Below are 24,743 nucleotides of genomic sequence, written 5' to 3' on the forward strand. Positions count from 1 at the left end.
AGACTTACTATGGTTGCAATAACCGAAACGAAAACCCTTCAGCTATTTATCGGCGGTGATTGGGGCGACGCAAAAAACGGCGAAACCTTTGAGGTGCTCAACCCGTTGGATGACAGCCTGTATTGCCATGCTGCGAAAGGGTCTGGCGATGACATGCGCCGTGCCGTAGCTGCGGCAAAAGCAGCCTTTCCGGCGTTCAAAGAAACGTCGCCTACGCAGCGCGAACGCTGGTTGTTGCGTGTCGCAGAACTGATGGAAGAGCGGCAGAAAGAGCTGGTGGACTGCCTGATCGACGAAATCGGATCGCCCGTTCAAAAAGCGATGTTCGAGTTCAACAAGGCGCTGACGATGGTCCGCGCTGCGGCTGGTCTGTGTCGCAACGTACGCGGAGAGACGATCCCGTCAGACGCGCCAGGCAAATTTTCGATGTCCATTCGCAAACCATTGGGTGTGGTGGCCGTTATCACGCCATTCAACGTGCCGCTTATCAAAACCGCGCGGCTTGTGGGGAACGCATTGGCGGTGGGCAATACGGTGGTGCACCTGCCATCGGAAATGGCACCACATTTGACCGTGCTGTTTGCTGAAATCGTTGCCGAGGCAGGTTTTCCGGCGGGGACCTACAACGTTGTAACCGGCCTTGGTCACGAGATCGGTGATGATCTGACCGCCCACAAGGAAATCAATTTCGTGACCTTCACAGGGTCGACCATAGTAGGCCAACACATCAACGAAATCTGCGCTAGGAACAAAACACCCGCGACATTGGAATTGGGTGGCAAGAGCCCGACAGTGATTATGGCCGATGCGGATCTGGATAAGGCGATGCCATTAGTCGCGCGCTCGATCTTTATGTTCGGCGGACAGGCCTGCATCGGATCAAGCCGGTTCTATGTTGAACGTCCGATCTTTGACGAATTCGTCAAACGGTTCGCGATGATTGCGGGCAAGTTGGGCATGGGCGATCTGCGGGATCCGAACACGGTGATTGCGCCGATTATCTCGGATCGTCAGCGCCAGCGCGTCAAGGATCACATCGCAGATGCGGTTGCCAAAGGTGCCACCGTGGTGACGGGCGGCGAATGGGAGGGGAACCGGTGCCAGCCCACACTTTTGACAGGCGTCAGCGGAGAGATGACCATCTGCAAGGACGAAACCTTCGGGCCGGTCACGTCAATCTATCCGATCGACAGCTACGAGGAGGGTTTGGAGAAGGCCAATGACACCGAGTACGGATTGTCGTCGGCGATCTTCACCAAAGACATCAACCGCGCGTTCCACTTTGCCAAGAACATCGAGGCAGGGATGTGCCACATCAACGGGCCGACCATTCACGACGAGGCCCATGTGCCCTTCGGCGGCAATGGCGAAAGCGGCGTGGGGCGTGAAGGAACGGATGCGGATATGGACGCAATGACAGAACTGAAATGGGTTACGGTGCAATTATGAGCTTTACACTTTATCACCACGGATCATCGGTTTGCGCCGCCAAAGTGCGCTTCGCGATGGAGGAAAAGGGCCTTGAGTGGGATGGCGTCTATATCGATATCCTAAAGGGTGAACAGTTTGAACCCGACTATCTGAAACTGAACCCCAAGGGTGTCGTGCCGACACTGGTGCATGACGACACGGTTGTTCCCGACAGCACGGTGATAATCGAATATCTGGATCAGATCTCGCCTGAAAACAGCGTTCACCCGACGGACCCATGGGAACGGGCGCAGGCACGGTATTGGACCAAGGCCGTTGACGAAGATCTGCATCCGGCCTGCGGCGCGGTGACTTTCGTATGCTCGCACCGCCATACGGTTTTGAAGAATCTCGGCGAAGAGGGGGTTAAGAAATTTCTCGCGTCAACGCCGACGATGTCAGTGACGTCGAACTGGAAAGACCTGAAAGACGGCTACACCCGCTACGGATTCGATGCGCCCGGTGCCAGTGAGAAGGTAAAGCTCTACGACAGTTACCTGGCTAAAATGGAAACGGCCCTGAGTGGTGGGGACGACTGGTTGGTCGGCAATAAATTCTCGATCGCGGACATAGCGATGACGCCCTATGTGAACCGCCTCGCGATGATGTCGATGCGTGGCATGTGGGAAAACGGGCGAAAGCCAAACGTCGAGCAATGGTTCGCACGGATTGAGGCGCGGCCGAACTTCAAAAAATGCCTGATTGACTGGGTCCCCGAAGACCTGACGAAGGATCTACGTGAAAACGGGGCCATGAGTTGGCCCGAAGTTGCTAGAATTCTAGAAATCGAAATCTAAGAGCGGGAGGACGCAATGGATCGTCTTAAAGGAAAAGTCGCGGTTATCACGGGCGCCGCACAAGGCATCGGCGCGCTTATGGCCAAGGCCATGGCGGACGAGGGCGCGGAGGTCCTCGTGACGGATGTTCAGGATACCGACAAAGCCGTTAAAGCGATCACGGATGCAGGCGGCACAGCGCAGGGCATGACGGTCGACGTCACGAACAACGACGACCTGAAAGCGATGGTCGAGACAGCCAACGCGATGGGCGGCCTCGATATTATGGTCAACAACGCGTCGATCTTTGCGACGCTGACCCCTAAGCCGTTCTTTGAAATCAGTGACGAGGAGTTCGACACGATCATGCGGGTGAACGCACGTGGCGTGCATCAGGTCATGAAGGCCATCGTGCCGACAATGATCAAGGCGGGCGGCGGTAAGGTGATCAACATCGCCTCGGGCACGTTCTACTACGGCCCTCCAGGTTTGTCGCATTACACGGCTTCGAAGGGCGCTGTGATTGCGCTGACCCGCTGCCATGGGCGCGAGTTGGGCGACAAGAACATTCAGGTCAACGCGATCGCGCCCGGCCTGACGGAGAGCGAAGGCATTGTGGCCAACAAGGGCTTTGACATGGCCCGCGCGCCCACGGTGGCCACGCGTTCGATCAAACGTGAAATGTTGCCTGAAGATCTGCTTGGGACATTGCTGTATCTGGCGTCTCAGGACAGCAATTTCGTGACAGGTCAGACGTTGAACGTCGATGGCGGCAAAGTGAATCTGTAGGGCCGAAAGAAGAGGCCGCTGCTTTTTTCAGATGCAGCCTATTCCTTGCTTTCGATGCTTGGATTTTGCCCCCACGTGCTAGGCGTGTGGGCGTTTCGCGTATGTTTCGGCATACTTAGGTTTGATCTGGGCAGCTTTGCCTTTCAGCGACCGAGTTCCGCAGCCAGAAACCGTACAAAAAGCAGCCCCAGGTTTTCCCGTCGCGAGGAGTCCGGCCAGACGGCATGCAGGTCGATATCGGGCGACCGCCATTTGGGCCGTAGTTGGTCGAGTGCGCCGGACGCGACATCCTGCTCGGCCAGATATTCCGCAAGGACCGTTACACCCACATCTTGCAGGGCAAAGTGATAGAGCGCGATGACGCGATCAACCTCGATCTGCGATTGCCCATTCACCTCCTCTGTTTTGCCCGTCGCGGACATCAGATCGACCGTTTCCGACATGGCTCCGGCCGAAGGCCGCAAACAGCAACATCGCAACGTGATCTATATCGAACTGGATGTTGAGTGCATCGGCAGCTACCGCGCCAAAGGCGAGATCGCTAACAGCGCGGACACTGGCAAATTCGGCTACACCACACCATCGGAATTGGCATATGCATACGCCGCATTGGTGGCGCAGGGCGGCCTAAATGGCGAAACGGTCAAGCTGAAAGGCACGCCCATCACGCAAGATCAACGGGCCGGATATCTGAACACCGCGTTCGGCACTGACCTAGACGTATCGCGCGATGACATCGGCAGAGTTTGTCGAGGATCGTACAGCAGAACTTGGCGATTTCATCGGCCCCATCATCGGCGGCATCTACGACGGCATTCGCAAAGGCAGCTACGACCGCGCCGGCGATTTCGAGGCCGTGACCGGCCGCCCCTATCAAACGTGGGACAGTTATTTCTCGTCCCTCGCGAAATAGCTTCGAAGGAAGCGCAGCGTGGCTTGGTATAATCTTCGATCATTCGGAGAAAACCCCATGTCCACACTCAAACCCATCTGGGACCATCCCTACACTTTCTGGGCGCTGCTCAGCCTTCCGGCTATTCCTATGCTCTTGGAGCTCACCTCCGGCGACCCCGATGCCGTCGAGAATGTCCTGCACCCATCCGGCGAATTCGCTGTGCGGTTCATGATCATCACCATTATGATCACACCGCTGATGATGCTGTTCTGAAACGCAATCTGGCCGCGCTGGCTGGCCTTCCTGATCTTCGTGCCACTGGCCATCACATTGACAGAAGGTTGGGTGCGCAAACTTGGCCGCAATTGGAAGACATTTCAGCAATTCGTTTATGGGGCCGCTGTGCTCACCCTCGTTCACTGGGCTGCGCTGCATGATTGGGGCAGTGTCGGACCGGCCCTGGTTCATTTTATGCCGCTTGTTCTTTTGGAAATCTACCGCATCTGGTCGACCCAATCGCGCCGTCGTCAGCGTGCAGCGGCCTGAGGTGGCTGCGTAAGCCAAACCCTATACGCCGTCGTTCTGGCGGCGGGGTTTGCCGTTGATCCGATTTCACGGTTTGTCCTATATGTGCTTGCGCGGGAAGCCAGACAATTCCTTCTGGGATGCCAACTCAAGGCCAAGGCGCCATAGTTTCATTTTCGGACTTGCCGCAAACGGTCGCTCTCGGGGGCGCGCGCACCGCTAAATCCGGGCTTCTAGGCGGACAGCTATTTGGGCCGTGATCTTTGAATCAAGCTTGTTTGTTTCCCATTTGCAGACTTTGGCTGCGGTAAAACTTTTTTTAAGATGGGCCGTTTGCGGTCCTAGACACCAAGGACGGATAGCTGCGGTTCGCCGCGCCTTGCATAGAGGTCCGCTAAGCGGGACTTCCCCGGCATCCGCTACGGCTTCGGCAAGGTCAGCTTTTCTTAGGGTTTCTTCAATTTCCAGCCATATTACGCAGCGATATCGCGGCATTTATGGTGCCTTTGGCGAACGCTTTCGTGTTTCCCACCATGAGTGCATTTCCTTGAATGCGGGCATTAGCCCGACGCCGTCTTCGGTGGCGCTGTATTCAACTTTTGGGGGCACCTCGGCATAAACCACTCTTTCGACGAGACAATCGCGTTCCAGATCCCGTAGTTGTTTTGTCAGCATCGTCTGTGTGATTTCAGGGATCGCTTTCCGAAGCTCCCCAAACCTCTTTGTCCCATCAAAGATGAGTATCTGCAGTATCGACAGCTTCCATTTTCCACCGATCATCGCGAAGACAAGTGGGGCGGGGCAAGGGTTCGAACTGGTATCGTCTTGCAATTGAAGCTCCAATAGTATCGTTTTGATACTTAAGTATCAAAATACTGCCTACTTTCCAAACCGAATGTGTTGAGTATGGTCAGATCAAACCACCTCAATGGAGCTTACCTTGATCGAACTGTCAAAAAACTATGAAGAAACCATCCAAGTGTCTGCATCTCAGGAGGCCTGTTTCCAAGCTGTCGCGACACAGATGGACAAGTGGTGGACCCGGTCCACCGAAGGGTGCCTCAACGGGGTTGGTGACAAAGTGACTGCGCGGTTCCCGCCCGACTATGGGTTTTGGACGTTTGAGGCCACATCTTTTGAAAGTCTCAACCGCATCGAGATGATATGCACTGACGCGCACCACAAAGTCGAAGGCCAACCGAAGGAGATCGATCAAGAGTGGCTGGGAACAAAGATCATTTGGGAATTCAAAACGGTTGGAGACAAGACCGAGATCAAGATGACACATGATGGACTAACGCCGACGCTGAATTGTTGGGGGATTTGCCTTGATGGCTGGAACCACTTCTTCAAAAACAGTCTGAAGTCGTTCTTGTGTGGCGAAGAGCCAAGCCCGCATGTCTCAACTTAGCAGACATTCATCCAACGCGCAGCATCGGTGAGTCTGGGCTCAAAGCCGTCGTTCGCCGCAGCTGCATTCGGTTTGGACCGTCGAAAATGTCTCTGATAACTGCTATGCGGGACAAAACCGACCTTCGCCGATTTAGTATCCACGGCGGCTTTGGGTTGGCTAGGACTCAACCTCAACGCCCATGTCCTGTAACAACTTTTTCTGCGTTTGCACGGTAGGCGAACCGTCGAAATTCCAATGCGGTCCGGGGATCTGGTCTTCGATGCATTTGCGGTGAGGATGGATCGCACAGGTACCAGCACCGTCCTCGGTATGCTCAAAATAGATGCCGTTCCGTGCGGTGACTTCCCCATAGCAGACATAGCAGTACCCCAAGAAATCGTCGGGGAGCTCCGGGCTTTCCTGCCTTTCCGGACTTTTGTAAGGAATTGATGGTGTGAGGCGTAGGATCAAATCATCCAGAACCATTTGCCACTCGGACTCCTCGCCCTCGGCCCAAAGTTCGGCCAGTTCCGACGTTTCCCGCACACGCGCAACGAGAGACTTTGCACTGTCTAGAATGGCATCAGGGACGCCTTCTTCTTTAAAACCAGGTACATCTGGGAGATCGGCCGAAGGACGTCCAATGCTTGCCGCCAACAGATCGCATGCTGCGAGCAACATGCATGACTCATCTGTGTCCAATTCCCCTGCGCGACTTGCGGCGTCAGTTATGGCACTGCGTATGTCTTTGAAATCACTCAGGCCATCAACGAAATCCAAAGCGGTGTCGTTTCCAAAACTACCTGCAGCCCAAATACCCAAATGCACATCCTCGTTTTGCATCCATTTACTGCACAGCCTAAGTGTAGATGCGGGCGTTTTGATGGCGTTACGCGAAGAATTCTAACTTGAGAAGCACCCTTCGCGGTTGGAATATGGATTCAGATCTATAGCGCGAGCGAACACTTTGCGGTCGTTCAAGGTCAACGCAGCATCAGCCAAACTGGCCTCGTTCCTGTTGTCAGCTGCCAAATGTGCAAAGGTCCGAGTTGGGCCGTTCGCGGTCCTCAACACTAAGGGGTCGCACCTGCCATTCGCGCAGCGTTTCGTAAATGTCAGCAATGGGCCGTCTCTGCATCCTGCGGGTCGGGCGAAAGCAACCCTTCCTTGCATTTGCAGGCTGGATGCATGGCAAAGCACAAAATGGACTCCAGTCCGCCGCGCGCTTGGCGGCTCACCGAGCGCATCGTAGAATGCGCGGCATGGGATATGTGACGTCGCTCTTCGCGCATAAGGTGGTCGCCGCAGCGGGCGGTAGGGTCGATGCTGCGGCGATGTTGGCCAGTGTCGGGATCGCCCCCGACGACCCCTGGGACGCTGGGAAGATGGTTCCGGCCGAGCGCTACTACGACATGCTCGAAAGAATTGCCGATCAGATCGACGTGACCGACTTGCCGGTGCGCACCGGCGCCTCCATGCGGCTTGACGAATACGGCGCGCTCGGGCTGGCCTTCAAGGCGGCGACGACGCTTGGGACTTCCTATGCGCGGGTGGAACGCTATGCGCGGCTCTGGACCAGTGTCGTCGAATACGAGCTGCGGCCGGTGACCGGAGGCACGCTTTTCATCCTGCATCGGGCGGGCGAAAGGCGCCTCGGGATGCGGTTGTCGAACGAGGCCACCCTCGTGAGCGCGGTTGCCATCGCAAGGCAGGTTTGCCCGATGCCTCTCGCGCCCGAGGAAGTTCTGGTCCGGCATCCCGCTCCGCGCTCGATCGCCGCGCACGAAGATTGGTTCGGCTGCCCGGTGCGCTTCGGCGCGGAGCTAGACGCGATCCTTTATACCGATGAGGTTCTGGGCCGGCCCAACATCCTCGGGGACGAGGGGATCTCGCAATACCTTACCAGCCATCTCGACGCGGAACTGTCCGAAATTACCCGAGAGCCGCCGCTTGTCATGCAGGCGAGGGCCGCAATCGCTCAGGCCCTCAACGAGGGGGCGCCGAAGTTGGCAGAGATTGCCGGCGACCTAGGATTCAGTGCGCGGTCCTTCCACAGACGCCTCTCCGAGCACGGAATGACCTTTCAGAGCCTCACCGAGGAAACCCGCCGCGACCTCGCCGAGGGGCTCTTGCGGGACGAACGGCATTCACTGGCCGAAATCGCGTTTCTCACTGGCTTCTCCGAACAGAGCGCCTTCACCCGCGCGTTCAAGCGCTGGGTCGGCACGACGCCCGCGACCTATCGCAAGGAAATGGCCCGCCGCTGACGGGCGCATTGGCGACGGCGGTCAAAAGGCTGGCATCGACGATCAATACCGCGCGGCATCTCCGCGCCTATCCCTTGGCTACCAATACCGAAGTCAGGGAGACACCCCATGAAAGATCAAGAGATTCTCGTCATCGGCGCAACCGGCAAAACCGGCCGCCGCGTCGCCAGCCGCCTCGCGGCGCGTGGCCTGCCCGTGCGGCGTGGCTCGCGCAGATCCGTGACGCCCTTCGACTGGGAGGCGCCGGAGACGTGGGGGGCGGCCCTGCGCGGGGCTCGTTCGGCCTATGTCACCTACTATCCCGATCTTGCCTTTCCCGGAGCCGTGGAAAAGCTCGAGTCCCTCTGCGAGACGGCCCGCGACATGGACGTCGAGCACCTCGTGCTGCTTTCCGGACGCGGCGAACACCACGCGCGGTTGGGTGAAGAGGTGGTGCGCAGGTCCGGCCTCGACTTCACCATCATCCGGGCGGCTTGGTTCGCTCAGAACTTTTCCGAAGGCTACCTGCGCGATCCGGTCCTGTCCGGCGTCCTTCCGATGCCCGGCGGCGGTGTTGTCGAGCCTATCATCGACATCGACGACATTGCCGATGTCGCCGTCGCGGCCCTGACCGAAGAGGGCCATAAGGGCACGCTTTACGAGGTGACAGGCCCGAGGCTGATGTCCTTTGCAGATATGGCAGATGAACTCTCGCAGGCCACTGGTCACGAAATCCGGCACATTCCGATTAGCTTCGAGGAGTTTCACGCGACGATCGCCGATGCTGGTGGCAGCTTCGTCGCCGACGTCTTCACCGCCATCGCACGCGAAACACTGGACGGTCGCAACGCTCACACCACGGACGGTGTGAGGCGCGCGCTCGGCCGAAGCCCCCGCGACTTTGCGGACTTCGCCCGCGCCGCGGCCCGGTCCGGTGCCTGGACCTGCGCCGCCTGACACCACCCCAGCCTGAAACCTCCCCATGAAAGGATCATGACATGAATCCCACCTTGTTCGAAAAGATCGCGCTCGGTCTCTCCGGCCTCACCGCGCTCACCATCGGCGGCTTCATCCTGTTCGCGCCGCACGCCTTCTATGCCAGCTACGGCATCACGCTTGGCCAAGACGCCAGCCTGCTTAGCGAATTGCGCGCGCCCGGCGCCGGTCTCGCGGGGTTCGGCGTTCTTATGCTGATTGGCATCTGGCGGCACGCGGTCCTGCCCATCGGCATGGCGGCGGCCCTGACGGTCTTCTTCGCCTTTCCGGCCGGGCGGCTGATCGGGCTTGCCGTGGACGGGATGCCATCTAGCAACGTCATCGGCGCCCTTGCCGCGGAACTGATCATCGCCGCGCTCTGTCTCGCAGCCTTCCGTCGCCGCCTTTGGCAGCCGTCCCCCCGACTCTCCACGGCGCAGCCCGCGCGCTGAGCCTGCCACGGATAGCTGAAGCGGCTTGGCGTCGAGCGCAGCCACCCTCACCACGCCGTCGCCATTTCCAACTGATCGCTCCCAAAGGGGACACGCCAATGATCGAACAACTCTTCGAAATAAGCCTCGTCACCGCAACACTTGCTACGGGCCTCGTCGCAGGAGTGTTTCTCACCTTCTCCGATTTCGTGATGCGCGCGCTTGGCCGGGCCGAGCCCTCCGCCGGGATCGAAGCGATGCAGATGATCAACCGTGAGGTCTATCGGTCGCTGTTCGCGACGCTCCTCATCGGCCTGGCCTTTGTATCGATCCTGCTCGCCGTTGTCGGGTCGTTGTTTGCCGGGCGTGACGTGGCGCTCTGGCTTGCCGCCGCTGCAGGGTTCTACATCCTCGGCGTCATGGCGGTCACCGCCCGCAAGAACGTGCCGATGAACCAGCGCCTTGATCAGATGGAGCATCGGAGCACCAGCACCCACACCTATTGGTCCTCCTACGTGCGGGACTGGAGCCGCTGGAACCACCTGCGCTGGGTCGCGGCCTTGGCCGCTTCGGTCTGCTACCTCAGCGCGACTGTCACGGTTGCCGGACAGGTGTGACACAATCTGAACCGGGCCGGCCACGCTCGGCCTTGCTCCCCAATACGAGGACAAAACCATGACCGATGCATCACTGACCATGCGCCCGGCTCGTGAGGCTGACTTGGCCTCAATTGTCGAGATGCTGGCTGACGACGAGCTTGGTGCGTCGCGGGAAACCCCCTCGCCACCCGTAAACGATTGCTACCGGGCTGCATTTGCGGAGATTGATGCCGACCCGAACCAGTTTCTTTGTGTGGTTGAGGACGGGCAAAGGATTGTTGGAACTTTACAGCTCACCTTCATCCCGGGTCTCTCTCGCAAGGGCACCAAGCGAGGACAGATCGAAGCGGTGCGGATCGCGAGCGACCGTCGGGGCAGCGAGCTTGGCAAGTCCATGTTTGCTTGGGCGATCAGCGAATGTCGGTCACGCGGGTGTTCGTTGGTTCAGCTCACCACGGACAAGTCCCGACCAGACGCCCATCGCTTTTATGACCGTCTGGGTTTTGAACCGACCCATATCGGATACAAGCTGAAGATATAAGGACGGGGGGATAACCACGCTTCATGCCGGGGAGCTCGCAGTTGCGGCGAGGTTTGCGCACGGGGCGAACGTCCGGTCTGAGGCGCGGCAGTGCAGCAATCCGCGGGTCGCACAAACGTCCGCTTTGGGCCGTAAAATGTTCTTTGCCAGCGGGGTGGCGTTTTCGGGTGCCGAGAATGTTTGCTTCGAGCCCATGCCCCCCGACATGCTACTGCGCGGCCAATGTCCGCTTTGCAGTGTGGTTCAACGGGTAGCAAGTTCTGGCGATGGGCTTGAAGACTCGCTCCACTGCGGGTTCTTGGCGACAAGTTCGACGGTGTTGCCGTCGGGATCGAAGGTAAAAACACCGCGCCAGCCGACCCAATCGAACGCTTCTATGGTGTAGTCCCGACCGAGTTTTTCGTACCATTCAATGACGGCGTCTTGTTCCTCCCAGGGCAGGCTGAGCGCAATGTGATGTAGCGATGACCCCGAACCTGTCACGGGCGGGACGGCACCCGCCTTGGTGTGGCCCGCGCCTTCGATGTCGTGACGAAAAAGCGCTAACACGGCGGTGTGGCCGCCAAACCCTTCAGCAATGCGAAAAAAAACAATGCGACCGTTGTCCGGATCGCCAAGCGGTTCAAGCCCGATCACGTCGCGGTAGAACGCGACCATCGCGTCAAGATCAATGCAACGGATTGCGATTTCGCCAAGGGCGCGGACAGTGAAACCTCGTTCTGTCATAAAGCATCTCCTAATCGTTCATTTTACAACTAAGTCGGATCCAGTGAAACTATTGAGCCAATGCGCTCAACCCCGGTTGGGTGCGAATTTCCCTGCCGACAAAAGCCACAAGCAAAACGCGGCTTCGGCAATCGCGGTCAGCCCGTAGGCCGGAGCAAACGATGCCGAAAGCTCTGGCGCGAAGAACCGCAAGGCGCTGCCGATCAGATAGACCACGCCAGCCAGCGAGACGCCTACGCCAAAGGCTTTTTGAATGAAGTCCGCGCGCCAGATCAGGGCACCTGTCATCAAGCTGTTGATACCGAAAAACACCAGCCCGAGGTCATAGCCATGACCATGCAGGTTGAGAAACAGCAGGGTCATTGCGTCGACTTGGCCGGACGCGAGCGCGGCGGTTTCCTGAGCGCCCGTCAACAAAAGCACCGCAGCCTGCAGGTTCATCAGGTTCGAGCCGATGATCACTGACTGAACCAGCCGGAAGACCATCGCCGCCAGCGCAAGAGTGGGGGCAACAGGGCGGAACAGCACGAAAAGCAGGATCGCAAGTCCTGCATCGGCCAGCGCCATAACCAGATCAAAGGCAATGGAAAGCCGGAAGCTTCCCAGGGACGCAAGAATTTCCTCTGCGGTGCCGCTGGCGTCCATGAGGTCAATCAGCGGACCGCGCAGCATGACTTCGGCGCTGATCCCGCATGCAATGATGACGAAGTAGAGCAAACCGGCACTGCGCGCGGTCGCAACTTCGGTTTGGGTTAGCCGTGTATGCATGGGTCTATTCCTTTCGTTGGGGGCTGTCAGTCCTTCAGGAAGGCCGAAACGGTTTCTGTGAAAAGTGGGGCGAGCGGCGCCGAAAGATGATCGGCGTCGGGGATCATGACAAAAGAGAAGTCGGGGATTGCTTCGCCAAGGCGGGCGACATTTTTGCGCTCTTCGTCCATTTCTCCTGCGATACCCAGCACCGGAACGCCAATTGCAGAAAGCTCTGCAGCGGAAAGCCCGATCACCTCGTGCATCCCGCCAGCGGTCGCGGCCAGTGGTGCGGCGTCCTGATCCGGAGCGATGCCATGCGCGCTCAGCATTGCGAATCCGGTTCGCACGTCCTTTTCGCTTGTGCCAGTTTCGTCCGGGGCCATGGCGGCCATGAAGTCGCCAAACGTCGCGACACCGCCAAGGGCGTCGGAAATGAACCCGTAGGTCTGTGCCTCGGCTTCACCCGACCAGCCAGAGCCGGCAACGACCAGTGACAGCACGCGGTCCGGATGTGTCGTGGCGAGTTTCAATGCGGTTTCGGCCCCCATCGAGTAGCCGACGATATGCGCGGTTTCGACACCGCGAACGTCCATGATACGGATCGCGTCGTCGACCATTTGTGTGCCATATGCATCGGATGAAGTGGGCTTGCCGCTATCACCGTGGCCACGGGCGTCTAAACTGATCACGCGAAAGCCGTCCAGCGGCATGAGTCCGTTGCTCTCCCACAGGTCCGAAGACCCGGCAAAAGCGTGCAACATCACCACAGCGGGCCCAGTGCCTTCGTCGGAGTAGTGAAGCGGCACGCCGTCAGAGATAATGGTGCCATCGTCGGCAAGCAGAGCAAAGGGCAGAGCAAAGAGCGCCGCAGACGTCAGGGAAATGATGCGTTTCATGGCGTAACAATCCTATCTGATGGACTTTTAAGGACGTTGGTGATCTGGCCGAGCCAGACCGAGGCGAGCAGGATCGCCGCGCCAATGGCTTGTTCAGGCGACAAGGATTGATCGAGCCAGAACCATCCCAGCAGAACTGCGGTGAGCGGGCTCATCAAGCCAAGCATCGATACGGCACCGGGTTCAATTCGGGCGACGCCGCGAAACCAGAGCCAATACGTGAACGCCGCGCCGATCAGGCCGAGCCAGACAAGCCCCGCCAGATTGGATGGTGTGAGGGACGGCAGGGGCGGCTCGAAAACAAGCGCCACAGGCAAGAGCAGCAAGCCCCCTGCCATCAGTTGCCAGGCCGTGAATGTAAGGGCTGGCACAGGTGGTTGCCATTTGCGGGACAAAACTGTGCCCAGGGCCATCGACGCGGCTCCGCCCAATCCGGCAGCTATCCCGACAGGATCAAGGGTTGCTTGCGGGCCGAGGACCAGAAGTGCCACCCCGCCGATACCCGCAAGTGCGGCAAGCATCGAGGCAGGTCGGATCCCCGTGCCGAGCAAAGCGCGCGATAGGCCAAGCACCATTAGCGTTTGCGTCGCGCCCAGTGTGGCCGCAACACCACCCGGAAGACGATAGGCGGCTACGAATAACAGCGACCAGAAGATCGCAAAATTGAACGCACCAAGTACGAATACCCGCCCGATCCAGGCCTTCGACGGCAGGTTTCGGGTGATCACCAAAAGGAGGAGCCCTGCAGGCAATGCCCTGAGCGCCGCGAGCGTCAGCGGAACATCGGCAGGCAGTGCCTGCGTCGTGACAAGGTAGGTACTGCCCCAGATTGCCGGGGCGAGTGCGGTGAGTACGGTATCTCTCATGTGGGTCATAGCGGGGCTCCATTTGGGGCCGATGGCAGCAGAAACGGCTACCAAAGGCGGGGGATTATGACAGGCCGGTCGGGCCAGGGTTCAAGGCCGATATCGCGCATCAGGTGCGGTGACAGATCGCGTAGAGCGCCACGCCGTTGACGGCGCGCTTCAGAGCGGGGGGAAGGTTTGCGAAACATCGAATGAGCCTTTCTCTAGTCAGGGTTGAGGTGGATTGCGGCGCGGATCTGCGCGCGCAGGTCTTGAAGCGTGCCATTCACAAGTCGGGTGCCCGTTTCACGAACGACCAGGGCCGGGATTGCGCCCACCTGCAAAGCGCGGGCGTATTTGCGATCGGCCGCAACGTCGCGCGCTATCGCCGGATCGGTCATCGCCAAGCTGAACTGCTCCGGATCAAGGCCGACATCCTGTGCGAGTTGCGCAAGTTCCGCAGGGTCTGCGACATTGCGGGCTTCGGACAGGTGCGCGCGCTGGATCCGGTCGAACAGGTTCCAGTGGAGTTCCTGTCCTCCGAGAATTTCTGCGGCCTTGCAGGCAAGCGCGGCGGTGTATCCATGCGGATAGTCAAAGTCTGCTTCGCGCATGGCGTCGACATCAATTAACTCGGGCTGGTCGCTTACGGAGCGGCACGTGTCCCAGTGACCCAGGATGGTTTGACGTGCTTCATCGGGGCTTCCCCAACGCGTGCGCATCTCGGCAGGACTTGCTTGCAGCACGAAGGTGCGGTGCCGGATGTCGAGATCGAACTCGCAGGCCAGCCTGCGCATCCGCGACGAGATGTTGAAGCACCAGCAGCAGACGACATCGTGAAAGAAGTCGAGGGTAAGATCGGGTCGGCTGGTCATCAGGCAACTTCCGCCACGTCCCGCGACGAACTGAGGGCAACAGCCAGTCGGGCGACGTGTGCGCCCTGAAATCGGGCACCGGCAAGATCGGTTTCGGTTGGCTGTAACGCACCATCCGCCCCGGCAATGGTTCCGGCACCGTAAGGTGCGCCACCGATGATACCGTCGCGGTTGGTCTGATCGGCAAAAGTGTAGGGCATACCGGCAATCACCATACCGAAATGCAAAAGCGGGATGTGCGAGGACAGCATCGTCGCCTCGTGTCCGCCATGCTGCGATCCGGTTGAGGCGAACACCGCGCCGACCTTACCGACCAATGCGTTCTGCGCCCAAAGGCCGCCGGCCATGTCGAGAAACTGTTTCATCTGGCTCGCCATCATGCCGAACCGCGTTGGCGTGCCAAAGATAATGGCGTCATAGTGTGCCATATCTGCGGGGGTCGCCTCGGGCGTGTCATCTTCGACAAAACCGGAAGACTTGCGGATGTCAGCCGGAACGGTTTCGGGCACACGGCGCATATCGACGATAGTGCCCGGCACTGTTCGCGCGCCTTCGGTCTCGGCCTCGGCGAGCGTGCGGACATGGCCGTAACTGGAATAGTAAAGAACGAGTATGCGGGTCATGTGATCCTCTTGAGCTGGTTAGTTCGTTGCTCAGAGGATGCGGATTTAACGGCGCTGGATTAACCGGGCTTTGCGCAAATCATTTTTTACAGGGCGTTAAGAATGTCAGGGCGCGAGGGTGGCGCGCAGATGATCGAGAAATGCCGTGACCTTGGCGTCAGACCCCAGCCGCGAGGCGGTCACGGCGAAAACGTGGCGAGGGGGCAGCTCGTAGTCTGGCAGGACCCGGACAAGTCGCCCGTCAGCTTCGGGGATGTCAGATATGAAATCCGGAAGCGCGCCTATTCCAAACCCTTCGATCAGCTGATCGCGCAAAATTAGGCTTGAACCGACCCTCAGCCGGGGTGTGAGTGGGACGACTTCTGTGCAATCTTTTCCGGTCAGCGTCCAATGCATGGCATCTTCGGCGAGGGTGTAGGTTGCTGACGCATGGTCACGCAGTGCCATCGGCGTGTTTGGCTTGCCGGCCCGCACAATATAGTCTGGGCTGGCAAATAGGCGCTGGCGGACCAGGGAAAGCCTGCGTGCGACCAACGCGGAATCCGGCAACTCGGCGCGAATGCGGATCGATAGATCAAACCCGCCTTCGACCATGTCGATAACTCGGTCATCCAGTGAAAGCGTCACTTCGAGATCGGGATGTTGGGTTAGAAACTCGGGTAACAGTGGCGACAGCACGATCTGCCCGAATGAGTTCGGTGCATTGATTCTGAGATTCCCTCGCACCTCGCCTGAGTGCCGCCGTATCCGGTCTTCAACCTGACCGACTGCGTCTAGGATCGCCTGTGCCTGATCGTAGTAGTGACGCCCATGGTCGGTCAGCGACATGGTGCGCGTGGTCCGGGTGAGAAGCACGCAGCCGAGGCTCTCTTCGAGCAGCTTCACCTCGCGGCTAAGCAGCGCCGATGATACGCCAAGATCCTCTGCTGCGCGGGCAAAACTGCCGCGATCGACGATCCGGCAAAAAGCGTTCATGACCGAAAGTTTGTCCATTGCTCAGTATTTTCAGTTCCCGGTTGGGAGGGCGTTCCTCTTCTAGCTCCCCAGCAACACTATGCCAGAAGCCGGTCCAGGAATGAACAGTTGCATAGAAACCGTTCAGTCCTCTTGAACCGTTAGACAGAAAGCACCCATGCAAACGATCGGTTTGGATGGCCAAGCATTTGTGATTTGATGCGAGGCTAGGATCATCGGTTCATCACCTCGCGAAACCCATGAAATGCCGCGCTGGCAGCCAAGGCCCACTTTGGATCAAAAGCAGCAATATGAGTAGAAAGGCCGAACGGTGTTTTTGACCCGCCGTTCAGGCATCTACGGCCGTTGGTATCGAGCAAACGCAGCGAACGGCTACTTCGGCGGGCCGCACTGCGGAAACCCTAGCAATTTGTCAATGTCCGGTATGGGACGTTCGCATCGATCAACACCAGGGGGCGGGAAGCGGACATTCGCTGCAGCGCAGCGTCGAGTTTCCTGATTTACGCCAAAACGGACGTTCAGTGGGGCTCGCACATTCTCAAAATACGAGCCAAACTATGAACTTGTTGACCCACATTCGTTTGCCGAACTTCGAGGTCTTATGGGAAACTGGCGAAGTTGTCCTGTTGAGCGATGATCGATACGGGCAATCCTTACTGTAGTATCTTGATTACCGGTTACCTCTCAATGCGCGGACCAATTGTGCCGTTGCTGATGTGGAGGGGCATAGTCGATTTACCCGTCCAGCCGCACGCCGGTTTCTGTGTCGAAGAAGTGCAGGTTGTCGGGGTCAACGCGAAACCGCACGACGTCCCCCTTCACTGCATGATGAACGCCGGGGAGACTAACTGTGAAGGCGTCGTTGCTGCCTGCGATGCGCCCATGCAGTAGCGTATTGGCGCCCAACGGTTCCCCCATCTGAACGCTGATCGAGAGAGGTCCGTGCGGATCCGAAATGATGTGTTCGGGTCGGATGCCGACCGTGACCCTTCCAACTCTCTTGAGGTGTGCCGGAACCTTCGTATCGCCAATCGCCAAGCCATCGGCCGTCATTTCGCCATCAAGGACGTTCATTGAGGGGCTGCCGATGAACTGCGCCGCGAACAAGCTTTGAGGGCGCTCATAGACCTCAAGCGGGGTGCCGATCTGCTCAGCGCGCCCCGCGTTCATCACGATCATGCGGTCCGCCATAGTCATGGCTTCGACCTGGTCGTGGGTTACATAGAGCGCCGTTATGCCGAGGCGGCTTTGCAGATCGCGGATTTCCAGCCGCATTTGAACGCGCAATTTCGCGTCGAGGTTGGACAGCGGTTCGTCAAACAAGAACACGGCGGGTTCACGTACAATCGCGCGCCCCATGGCAACTCGCTGACGTTGTCCGCCAGAAAGGTCGCGAGGGCGGCGATCCAGGTATCCATCCAGCTGTAACAACTTCGCCGCCGCTTCGACTTTTTGATTAATCTCGGCTTTGGGAAGCTTGGCTATCTTGAGCCCGTACCCCATGTTCTCGCGCACAGACATATGCGGATAGAGCGCGTAGTTTTGGAACACCATCGCGATGTCACGATCCATTGGCTCAAGTTCGTTGACCCGATTACCGCCGATGCAAATCTCTCCCTCGGAGATAGATTCCAGCCCTGCTACCATCCTCAACAGAGTGGATTTACCGCAGCCTGACGGGCCGACAATGACGATGAACTCGCCATCCTCAATCTCCGTGCTGACGCCGTGAATGACTTCGGTATTGCCAAAGCGTTTCTTGATGTCGCGAAGCGTTACAGTTGCCATGTTTGCCTACTTTTCACTGTCCACGAGGCCGCGGATAAACAGCTTTTGCATTGAGATGACGACAATGATCGGAGGGATCATCGCAAGGATTGAAGTTGCCATGATGACGGGCCAGTTCGCCGTGTCATCGCCCGACGGGAACATTTGTTTGATGCCCATGACGATGGTGTTCATCGATGGGTCAGTGGTGATGAGCAGCGGCCACAGGTATTGGTTCCAGCCGTAGATGAACAGGATCACAAAGAGTGCTGCGATGTTCGTGCGGCTCATCGGGAACAAGATGTCCCAGAAAAACCGCATGGGCGATGCTCCGTCCACGCGCGCGGCTTCGGCCAATTCATCGGGCACCGTCATGTAGAATTGGCGGAACAGGAATGTTGCCGTGGCAGATGCGATAAGGGGCAGGATCAGCCCCCCGTAACTGTTGAGCATCCCGAAGCTTGCGACGACTTCGTAGGTTGGGACGATGCGCACTTCAACGGGCAGCATCAATGTCAGGAAGATCAGCCAGAAGAAGATCATTTTGCCAGGAAACCTGAAATACACGATGGCAAAGGCGGATAAGAGCGAGATGATGATTTTACCGACCGCAATCCCGATTGCCATGATGAGAGAATTCAGCAGCATCGTTGCGACTGGCACGTTGACGCCAGACAACAGGGCTTCGCTGTAGTTGTTCAGAAACTGATCGCCTGGCCACAGAGGCATCGGAGGACTGACGATTTCCGGTTGCGTCACGGTTGAAGCCACAAATGCAAGCCAGATTGGAAAGAACACGATCAGCACGCCGGTGATCATGATGACATGGGACATCCAAAGGCCAGCGCCGCGTTTTTCAACCATGCCGGGGGGCGGATCAGTCGAATGGGTCAATAGTGCACCCTCCGTTCAATATACTTGAACTGGAAGATGGTGAGCGCCCCAACGACAACCAGCAAGATGACGGATTGCGCGGCGGATGAGCCGAGATCCTGGCCCACGAACCCATCCGAGAACACCTTGTAGACGAGAATTGTGGTCGATTGCTGCGGGCCCCCACTGGTTATCGTGTGAATGACGCCAAACGTCTCAAAGAACGCGTAAACGATGTTCACGACGAGCAGGAAGAAGGTGGTTGGCGACAGCAGCGGTAGAACAATGGTCCAGAACCGTTTCCAGAACCGTGCGCCGTCGATCGCAGCGGCTTCGACTACAGATTTGGGGATCGCCTGCAGGGCCGCGAAGAAGAACAGGAAATTGTAGCTGATACGGCCCCAGGCAGAGGCGACGACGACAAGGCCCATGGCCTCACCTCCGTTCAAGACGTGGTTCCAGTCATAGCCAAACTGGCCGAGATACCAGGCCACCACACCGACGCGGGTGTTGAACATGAACAACCACAACACGCCCGCAATGGCAGGTGCCACAGCATAGGGCCAGATCAGCATTGTTCGGTAAACGCCTGCTCCCTTGATCAGGCGGTCGGCGACGACGGCAAGAAACAAGGCGGGGATCATGGAGCACAGTGTCACAAGCGTCGAGAAGATCGCCGTGGTCAAAAATGAGATCCGGTAATACGGGTCCGAGAGCAGGAATTCAAAGTTACCAAGGCCAACATACTGCATCGACAACCCGAAGGGGTCGGGGATGAATAAGGATTGCCAAATGGCCTGCCCGGCGGGGTAGAAAAAGAAAATCGCAGAGACGAGGACTTGTGGCGCAATCAGACACAGCGGCAAAAGCCAGCCTTTGAATGTGACCCGTTTTTCCATAGCGCGACCAGCCCCCCAAGAGCACGCGGGCGACCGTGATAGGCCGCCCGCATGAATGTTACCTAGTTTGCAGCTTCGAAACGGCGCAGCAATTGGTTGCCACGCTGGACCGCGCTATCAAGTGCAGATTGCGCGTCCTTGTCGCCCGACCAGACGGCCTCAAGCTCTTCATCGATGATGCTACGGATCTGGTCGAAGGACCCCAGACGCAAACCTTTGGAGTTTGCAGTCGGCTCGTTCGTGGTCATCTGGATGACGGCCACTTCGGTGCCGAGGTTCTCTTCGTAGAAGCCCGACTCGCGTGTCGCATCCGCAGCGGCATTGGTGATGGGCAGATAGCCCGTATCCTTATGCCATTGGGCCTGAACGTCAGACGAAGACAAATACGCAAGGAACTGTGCAGTACCTTCGTATTCAGCGTCTTCGTGGCCTTCCATCACCCACAACGACGCGCCACCAATGATGGTGTTTTGTGGCGCATTGCCGACCCCGTCCCAATAGGGAAGTGGGCGCACGTCAAACGGGAATTCTGCTTCGGCTTTGATGCCGGCATAGCCCGCTGAGCTTTCGGTGAACAAAGCACACTCTCCAGAACGGAAGTTTGCGCCGCCTTCGTTACGACGACCCGCGTAGAAGAACCGGCCATCTTGGGCCCATTCGCCCATCGCCGAGATATGCGCAACCTGTGCTGGGCCATTGAACGCCAGCTCCGTATCGGTGCCTGCAAAGCCATTCTCTTGGGTGGCGAATGGCACATCATGATACGCCGAGAAGTTCTCAAGATGGATCCAGCTTTGCCACGCAGTTGTCAGCGGGCATGTGCTGCCCCCATCCTGCAGCTGAGTCAGAACCTCGCCCACGTTCTGCCATGTAGACAGATCCGTGTCAGGATCGACGCCTGCGGCCTCGAACGCATCACGGTTGACCCATAGAACGGGTGTGGATGCGTTGAACGGCAGCGACAGCATTTCGCCGTCAGTGGTCGTGTAGTAGCCTTTGACCGCGCCGATATAGGCATCGGGGTCAAACTCGGCGCCGGAGGCTTCCATAACTTCCGTCACAGAGCGAACAGCCCCTTGTGCGGACATCATCGTTGCGGTGCCTACTTCGAACACCATAAGGATTTGTGGCTGCTCTCCGGCGCGGAACGCGGCAATACCGGCGTTCAGCGTTTCGGAGTAATTGCCTTTATGAGATGCAACGACCGTATATTCGTCTTGGCTTGCGTTGAAATCTTCGACTTGCGCCGCGACCAATTCCCCAAGGCGGCCCGTGAAGGCGTGCCAAAAGTGGACTTCGGTTTCCGCATAAGCCGCAAATGGTGACAGCATCGTTGATCCGGCGATCAAAGCGCCGGTAGCAAGGTTTTTCATGTTTTCCTCCCAGAAATCGCATCGCTTTCCTTAACGACGCGCAACCTCCACACGTTATCCGAGCGCTGAAAAAACTCAAACGATTCCCCAGATTTGGGAAGGCAGCATCGGTGCCGAGCTGTCGGGTGGGCAGATTTTGAAGGGTTCGTCGGCCGGGGAGGATCAGGTTTACCATCGTGTTTCAATGCTGGAACTATGACGACGCTCTCTTGAGGGCCGACTTGCCTTTAGTCGAACCGATTGCGGATCACCGCAACGGCGTTGGCCAACAGGACGAAATCTGAAACATGTTGTGTGATCCATGAATGGCTGCCTTAGATAAGCTGCACCGCAGCTGCGAGAACCTCAGAAAACGTCCGGTATGGGACTTTTGCATCGATCAACGCCAGGGGCGGAGAGAGGTCATTCGCCGCGGATGCGAAACTTGGTTTCAACATAGGAAGAAGCAGACGTTCGGCAGCACACGCCTCTTTCAGAGGCAGCAAAGTCCGCTTTGAGCCCAAGGTGTGAATTCGTTTTCTAACGGTTTGCGATCATAACATGATTGAGGCCGCCGTGGCGTGAATGCCGGCATCGCAAGGCAGCGAGAACATCGAACTTTCGCTTTTCTAAGGCAGAGGCAAAGAAGCCCGCATTTGTTGTGCGCAGACTAATTTGACGTATCCTTGCGACCAATACGAAAGCTCCACGACAACATTTATGGTATCAGAAAACCCGTTGAGACGAGGTCGCTACAGCTTTCGCTGATCAATTGGGAAAACAACAATTCAGATCAAAATAGGCAATCCTTGTTCGAGAGACAGAGCTGCTGCGTCCGCAAGGATCTGAGCTTTCAATCCGTCGTCAATGTTTGGGATCGCCACACTCGAATCTGACAAGTGGGCCACAAAGGTTTCCATCTCGATAGCGTAGGCTTGCTCGTATCTTTCCAAGAAGAAATTGACCGGCGGAGCTGTTTGAAAGCCCCCTGCTGTTGCAAGATCTACGGTGTTTTCCAACACATTGGCAGCACGCAACATTCCGGCGGAACCGTGCACTTCAATTCGTTGATCGTATCCATAGACGGCCCTGCGCGAGTTGCTGATCTGGCAGATTTTGCCGGTTGCGGTCGTGAGGGTGACTGCGGCGGTGTCCACATCACCAGCTTTGCCAATCTCGGGATCGACGAGACAGGACCCTGTAGCGTAAACACTTACTGGATCTTCGCCGAGAAGAAACCGCGCCATATCGAAATCATGAATCATCATATCGCGAAAAATGCCACCGGAAGATTTGAGATAACTGATGGGCGGCGGGGATGGGTCGCGGCTCAGGATTGTGACGATTTCGACATCTCCGATTTCGCCCGCAGCAATTCGTTTCCGGACATTGGCAAAGTTCGGATCAAAACGACGATTGAACGCAGTGAAGAATGCCACGCCTGCTTTGTTGACGTGGGTGATGAGCTCGCGAATGTTATCTGCGGACATATCTACCGGCTTCTCGCAAAAGATATGTTTGCCGGCTTCGGCGGCGGATTTGATGATGGCAAAGTGAGTATCCGTCGGCGTTCCCACGACCACCGCGTCGATGTCAGGGCTTGCGATGATGTCGTCAGTACTGCGCACCTCCGCCCCACAAAGCCCGGCAAGGGTTTCAGCGGCCTCGGGGAAGAAATCGGACACAGCGACGATTGTTGCGTTGTCCATGCGGCGAAGAGTGCGCGCGTGGACCTGCCCGATGCGGCCGCAGCCTAAAATTCCGATGCGGATCATTGTGTGTCTCCCTTCAAGGCGTGCAGCACGTTGCGGGTGGCCGCGACGAGTGGGTCGTGCGTGTCTTTGAGGATCTGGTTGCGATCAAAACGATCGGGGTCCGCGTTGACCGCCGTGCGCAGGGCGGCGCCAAAGGCCATGCGCAACTCGGTCCCGATGTTGAACTTGCAGATGTTGGACGTCCGCGCGAGCGCGCTGCGCTGGGCCACGGGAACGCCGGATCCGCCATGGATGACAAGCGGCGTGTCGGTCACAGCCTCGATGGCGCGGATGCGCGGTTCGTCCAGCCCGCCCACCTTGTCCTGTTGCAGATGCGTGTTGCCGCAGGAAATAGCCATGGCATCTACGCCGGTCTCAGTTGCGAATTTGGCGGCCTCCGCAGGGTCGGTGCCAGCAGATTTTTCGCCATTGGCATAGCCCACGAAACCGATTTCGCCCTCACAAGAGATGCCCGCGCTGTGGGCCATGTCTGCGATTGCAGCGGTCTCGTCGATGTTTTGTTGCAGCGGTTTGCGCGAGCCGTCGAACATCAGAGAGGTGAAGCCAGAGTCCAGCGCTTCGCGACATTCCTCCAAGGTATAGCCGTGATCGAGGTGGGCGACGACGGGCACCGAGGCGCGTTCGGCGAGGTGGCGAAACATCTTGCCCAAGATCGGCAGGGGCGTGTGTTCGCGACAGCTGGGGCCTGCTTGCAGGATGACGGGCACATTTTCGGCCTCGGCAGCGGCAATATAGGCGCGCATGTCTTCCCACCCCAAGGTGACGAGGCCTGCCACGGCGTGGCCATTTTGCAGGGCGGGTTGGAGGACGTCGCGCAGGGTTACGAGGGGCATAGGCAATCTCCGAGTGGCCCCGTGGGGCGCGATTATTTGGCCTGGTGAAAGGGGCGCGACGTTATTTGAACTTCGCGACCATGTCTTTGATTCCGGGAATGGTTTCGACCTGATAGGCGTGGGTCGGCTGGAAGAACTGCACCAAGCTGCGCTGGGTCGCGCCACCGAGGATGGTGAAGTAGTACATCTCGTAGCCCGGCATCACGACGCAAGGATGATAGCCCGACCCCAGCAAGATCGTAGAGCGGTCCATCAGTTGATGGGCGTCGCCGGGCACGCCGTCTTCGTGCTGGATGATCTGCACGGCCGACCCGTGGTTGGGGCGGAAACGGAAATTGTAGGTTTCGTCGTGTTTGGTCTCGATCAGTTCGCCCGCGTCATCGCGCCGGTCGGTGTCATGTTTGTGAGCGGGAAAGCCCGACCAGCCGCCTTGGCCAACAGTAAATAGTTCGGAGACCAGCAGTCGGCCGACTTTGTCGTGCTGCTTCTGGCCCAAGATATGTTTGATGCATCGATGGGTTTTTGTGTCGTCCGAACCGTACTGCACGAAGTCATGTTGGCGCACGTCGAACGGATCAAGCACCTTGTCGTATTTCGCGCCTGCGATGAAGGTTTCGGTGTCGGTGGTAGCGATGATCGTCGCCTTGGCACCCGAGGGGATGTAAACGCCCTGCGGCTCACCATCCCAGACATCAACGCCTCGCCCGCCTAGGTCGGTGTAGGTCAAACCCTCGACCTCGACAGCGACGGTTCCGGTGGCCGGTACGATGCAGGTTTCATAGCCTGGCACCTGATAATTGAACGCCTCACCCGCCTTGAGTTTGACGATGTTGAAGTAGTTCAGCGGGACCGTCGGATCGTCCACATCCACGATCGGTTTGTTCTGGTTGTCATGTGGAGCGATGTGCATGGGC

General features: G+C 58.0%; 28 protein-coding genes. 11 read left to right on the plus strand and 17 right to left on the minus strand.

The window, feature by feature from the left end:
- The first annotated feature begins 9 nt into the window (after nucleotides 1–9).
- The 3 genes from ABD815_RS01550 to ABD815_RS01560 are packed head-to-tail and all read left to right on the plus strand — an operon-like array spanning nucleotide 10 to nucleotide 3,035.
- Nucleotides 10–1,449 carry an aldehyde dehydrogenase family protein gene (locus tag ABD815_RS01550; protein WP_344842513.1) on the plus strand — a complete coding sequence of 480 codons (1,440 nt, stop codon included), beginning with the start codon at nucleotides 10–12 and terminating at the stop codon, nucleotides 1,447–1,449.
- On the plus strand, nucleotides 1,446–2,267 hold the full coding sequence (locus tag ABD815_RS01555) for a glutathione S-transferase family protein (protein ID WP_344842516.1): 822 nt from the start codon (nucleotides 1,446–1,448) through the stop codon (nucleotides 2,265–2,267). The genes ABD815_RS01550 and ABD815_RS01555 overlap by 4 nt, the downstream gene beginning before the upstream one ends.
- A 15-nt stretch (nucleotides 2,268–2,282) precedes the next feature.
- Entirely contained in the window at nucleotides 2,283–3,035 is a 753-nt protein-coding gene (locus tag ABD815_RS01560) for an SDR family NAD(P)-dependent oxidoreductase (protein ID WP_344842518.1), read from the plus strand.
- 143 nt (nucleotides 3,036–3,178) lie between these two features.
- On the opposite strand, the gene ABD815_RS01565 is transcribed toward ABD815_RS01560, so the two are convergent.
- Complete coding sequence (locus tag ABD815_RS01565) at nucleotides 3,179–3,478, minus strand: LysR substrate-binding domain-containing protein (protein WP_344842521.1); 300 nt, start codon at nucleotides 3,476–3,478, stop codon at nucleotides 3,179–3,181.
- Nucleotides 3,479–3,765: 287 nt separating this feature from the next.
- On the opposite strand from ABD815_RS01565, the gene ABD815_RS01570 reads away from it, so the two are divergent.
- Both ABD815_RS01570 and ABD815_RS01575 read left to right on the plus strand, forming a co-directional pair.
- Nucleotides 3,766–3,948: a hypothetical protein gene (locus ABD815_RS01570; protein ID WP_344842524.1), complete on the plus strand. Its 183-nt coding sequence runs from the start codon at nucleotides 3,766–3,768 to the stop codon at nucleotides 3,946–3,948.
- A gap of 57 nt (nucleotides 3,949–4,005) precedes the next feature.
- Nucleotides 4,006–4,203 carry a hypothetical protein gene (locus ABD815_RS01575; RefSeq protein WP_344842527.1) on the plus strand — a complete coding sequence of 66 codons (198 nt, stop codon included), beginning with the start codon at nucleotides 4,006–4,008 and terminating at the stop codon, nucleotides 4,201–4,203.
- Nucleotides 4,204–4,950: 747 nt separating this feature from the next.
- On the opposite strand, the gene ABD815_RS01580 is transcribed toward ABD815_RS01575, so the two are convergent.
- Complete coding sequence (locus ABD815_RS01580) at nucleotides 4,951–5,286, minus strand: winged helix-turn-helix transcriptional regulator (RefSeq protein WP_344842529.1); 336 nt, start codon at nucleotides 5,284–5,286, stop codon at nucleotides 4,951–4,953.
- A gap of 109 nt (nucleotides 5,287–5,395) precedes the next feature.
- Between ABD815_RS01580 and ABD815_RS01585 the strand changes: the two genes are divergently transcribed.
- The gene (locus tag ABD815_RS01585; RefSeq protein ID WP_344842532.1) at nucleotides 5,396–5,866 is read left to right on the plus strand and encodes an SRPBCC domain-containing protein; all 471 of its coding nucleotides are present in this window, start codon (nucleotides 5,396–5,398) and stop codon (nucleotides 5,864–5,866) included.
- Between the two features lie 159 nt (nucleotides 5,867–6,025).
- On the opposite strand, the gene ABD815_RS01590 is transcribed toward ABD815_RS01585, so the two are convergent.
- On the minus strand, nucleotides 6,026–6,691 hold the full coding sequence (locus ABD815_RS01590) for a DUF4259 domain-containing protein (protein ID WP_344842535.1): 666 nt from the start codon (nucleotides 6,689–6,691) through the stop codon (nucleotides 6,026–6,028).
- A 419-nt stretch (nucleotides 6,692–7,110) separates the two neighbouring features.
- Between ABD815_RS01590 and ABD815_RS01595 the strand changes: the two genes are divergently transcribed.
- The 5 genes from ABD815_RS01595 to ABD815_RS01615 all read left to right on the plus strand — a co-directional run bounded on the left by ABD815_RS01595 (nucleotide 7,111) and on the right by ABD815_RS01615 (nucleotide 10,640).
- Complete coding sequence (locus ABD815_RS01595; protein ID WP_344842537.1) at nucleotides 7,111–8,115, plus strand: AraC family transcriptional regulator; 1,005 nt, start codon at nucleotides 7,111–7,113, stop codon at nucleotides 8,113–8,115.
- Between the two features lie 108 nt (nucleotides 8,116–8,223).
- A complete protein-coding gene (locus ABD815_RS01600; protein WP_344842540.1) occupies nucleotides 8,224–9,051 on the plus strand; it encodes an NAD(P)H-binding protein in 828 nt (275 codons plus the stop codon).
- A gap of 41 nt (nucleotides 9,052–9,092) precedes the next feature.
- The gene (locus tag ABD815_RS01605; protein ID WP_344842543.1) at nucleotides 9,093–9,521 is read left to right on the plus strand and encodes a DUF4345 domain-containing protein; all 429 of its coding nucleotides are present in this window, start codon (nucleotides 9,093–9,095) and stop codon (nucleotides 9,519–9,521) included.
- Nucleotides 9,522–9,619: 98 nt separating this feature from the next.
- Nucleotides 9,620–10,117: an anthrone oxygenase family protein gene (locus ABD815_RS01610; protein ID WP_344842546.1), complete on the plus strand. Its 498-nt coding sequence runs from the start codon at nucleotides 9,620–9,622 to the stop codon at nucleotides 10,115–10,117.
- 58 nt (nucleotides 10,118–10,175) lie between these two features.
- Nucleotides 10,176–10,640, plus strand: coding sequence for a GNAT family N-acetyltransferase (locus ABD815_RS01615; RefSeq protein WP_344842549.1), 465 nt, complete (start codon nucleotides 10,176–10,178; stop codon nucleotides 10,638–10,640).
- A 243-nt stretch (nucleotides 10,641–10,883) separates the two neighbouring features.
- Here the strand turns inward: ABD815_RS01615 and ABD815_RS01620 are convergent, their stop codons facing one another.
- The 14 genes from ABD815_RS01620 to ABD815_RS01685 form a co-directional block, all read right to left on the minus strand.
- A complete protein-coding gene (locus ABD815_RS01620; protein WP_344842552.1) occupies nucleotides 10,884–11,366 on the minus strand; it encodes a VOC family protein in 483 nt (160 codons plus the stop codon).
- A gap of 66 nt (nucleotides 11,367–11,432) precedes the next feature.
- On the minus strand, nucleotides 11,433–12,134 hold the full coding sequence (locus ABD815_RS01625) for a DUF4386 domain-containing protein (RefSeq protein WP_344842555.1): 702 nt from the start codon (nucleotides 12,132–12,134) through the stop codon (nucleotides 11,433–11,435).
- 26 nt (nucleotides 12,135–12,160) lie between these two features.
- Nucleotides 12,161–13,012 carry an alpha/beta fold hydrolase gene (locus ABD815_RS01630; RefSeq protein WP_344842558.1) on the minus strand — a complete coding sequence of 284 codons (852 nt, stop codon included), beginning with the start codon at nucleotides 13,010–13,012 and terminating at the stop codon, nucleotides 12,161–12,163.
- Nucleotides 13,009–13,887, minus strand: coding sequence for an EamA family transporter (locus ABD815_RS01635; protein ID WP_344842561.1), 879 nt, complete (start codon nucleotides 13,885–13,887; stop codon nucleotides 13,009–13,011). The genes ABD815_RS01630 and ABD815_RS01635 overlap by 4 nt, the downstream gene beginning before the upstream one ends.
- Nucleotides 13,888–14,081: 194 nt before the next feature.
- Entirely contained in the window at nucleotides 14,082–14,732 is a 651-nt protein-coding gene (locus ABD815_RS01640) for a DsbA family oxidoreductase (RefSeq protein ID WP_344842564.1), read from the minus strand.
- Nucleotides 14,732–15,355, minus strand: coding sequence for an NAD(P)H:quinone oxidoreductase (gene wrbA / locus ABD815_RS01645; protein WP_344842567.1), 624 nt, complete (start codon nucleotides 15,353–15,355; stop codon nucleotides 14,732–14,734). Before wrbA ends, ABD815_RS01640 begins: the two co-directional genes overlap by 1 nt.
- Before the next feature lie 105 nt (nucleotides 15,356–15,460).
- Nucleotides 15,461–16,348, minus strand: coding sequence for a LysR family transcriptional regulator (locus ABD815_RS01650; RefSeq protein WP_344842570.1), 888 nt, complete (start codon nucleotides 16,346–16,348; stop codon nucleotides 15,461–15,463).
- Nucleotides 16,349–17,065: 717 nt separating this feature from the next.
- Nucleotides 17,066–18,118, minus strand: coding sequence for a sn-glycerol-3-phosphate import ATP-binding protein UgpC (locus ABD815_RS01655; protein WP_344842573.1), 1,053 nt, complete (start codon nucleotides 18,116–18,118; stop codon nucleotides 17,066–17,068).
- 6 nt (nucleotides 18,119–18,124) lie between these two features.
- On the minus strand, nucleotides 18,125–18,961 hold the full coding sequence (gene ugpE / locus ABD815_RS01660; protein ID WP_344842859.1) for a sn-glycerol-3-phosphate ABC transporter permease UgpE: 837 nt from the start codon (nucleotides 18,959–18,961) through the stop codon (nucleotides 18,125–18,127).
- Nucleotides 18,962–18,987: 26 nt separating this feature from the next.
- Nucleotides 18,988–19,869, minus strand: coding sequence for a sn-glycerol-3-phosphate ABC transporter permease UgpA (gene ugpA, locus ABD815_RS01665; protein ID WP_344842575.1), 882 nt, complete (start codon nucleotides 19,867–19,869; stop codon nucleotides 18,988–18,990).
- Nucleotides 19,870–19,931: 62 nt separating this feature from the next.
- On the minus strand, nucleotides 19,932–21,242 hold the full coding sequence (gene ugpB, locus ABD815_RS01670; protein WP_344842578.1) for a sn-glycerol-3-phosphate ABC transporter substrate-binding protein UgpB: 1,311 nt from the start codon (nucleotides 21,240–21,242) through the stop codon (nucleotides 19,932–19,934).
- A gap of 767 nt (nucleotides 21,243–22,009) precedes the next feature.
- Nucleotides 22,010–22,996, minus strand: coding sequence for an inositol 2-dehydrogenase (gene iolG, locus ABD815_RS01675; protein WP_344842581.1), 987 nt, complete (start codon nucleotides 22,994–22,996; stop codon nucleotides 22,010–22,012).
- Nucleotides 22,993–23,829 carry a class II fructose-bisphosphate aldolase gene (locus tag ABD815_RS01680; RefSeq protein WP_344842584.1) on the minus strand — a complete coding sequence of 279 codons (837 nt, stop codon included), beginning with the start codon at nucleotides 23,827–23,829 and terminating at the stop codon, nucleotides 22,993–22,995. Before ABD815_RS01680 ends, iolG begins: the two co-directional genes overlap by 4 nt.
- Nucleotides 23,830–23,890: 61 nt before the next feature.
- Nucleotides 23,891–24,739, minus strand: a complete 849-nt coding sequence (locus ABD815_RS01685) for a 5-deoxy-glucuronate isomerase (RefSeq protein ID WP_344842587.1) — start codon at nucleotides 24,737–24,739, stop codon at nucleotides 23,891–23,893.
- Nucleotides 24,740–24,743 lie beyond the last annotated feature (4 nt).

Origin of the sequence: Celeribacter arenosi, assembly GCF_039539485.1 — a bacterium.
GTDB classification, from domain to species: Bacteria; Pseudomonadota; Alphaproteobacteria; order Rhodobacterales; family Rhodobacteraceae; genus Celeribacter; species Celeribacter arenosi.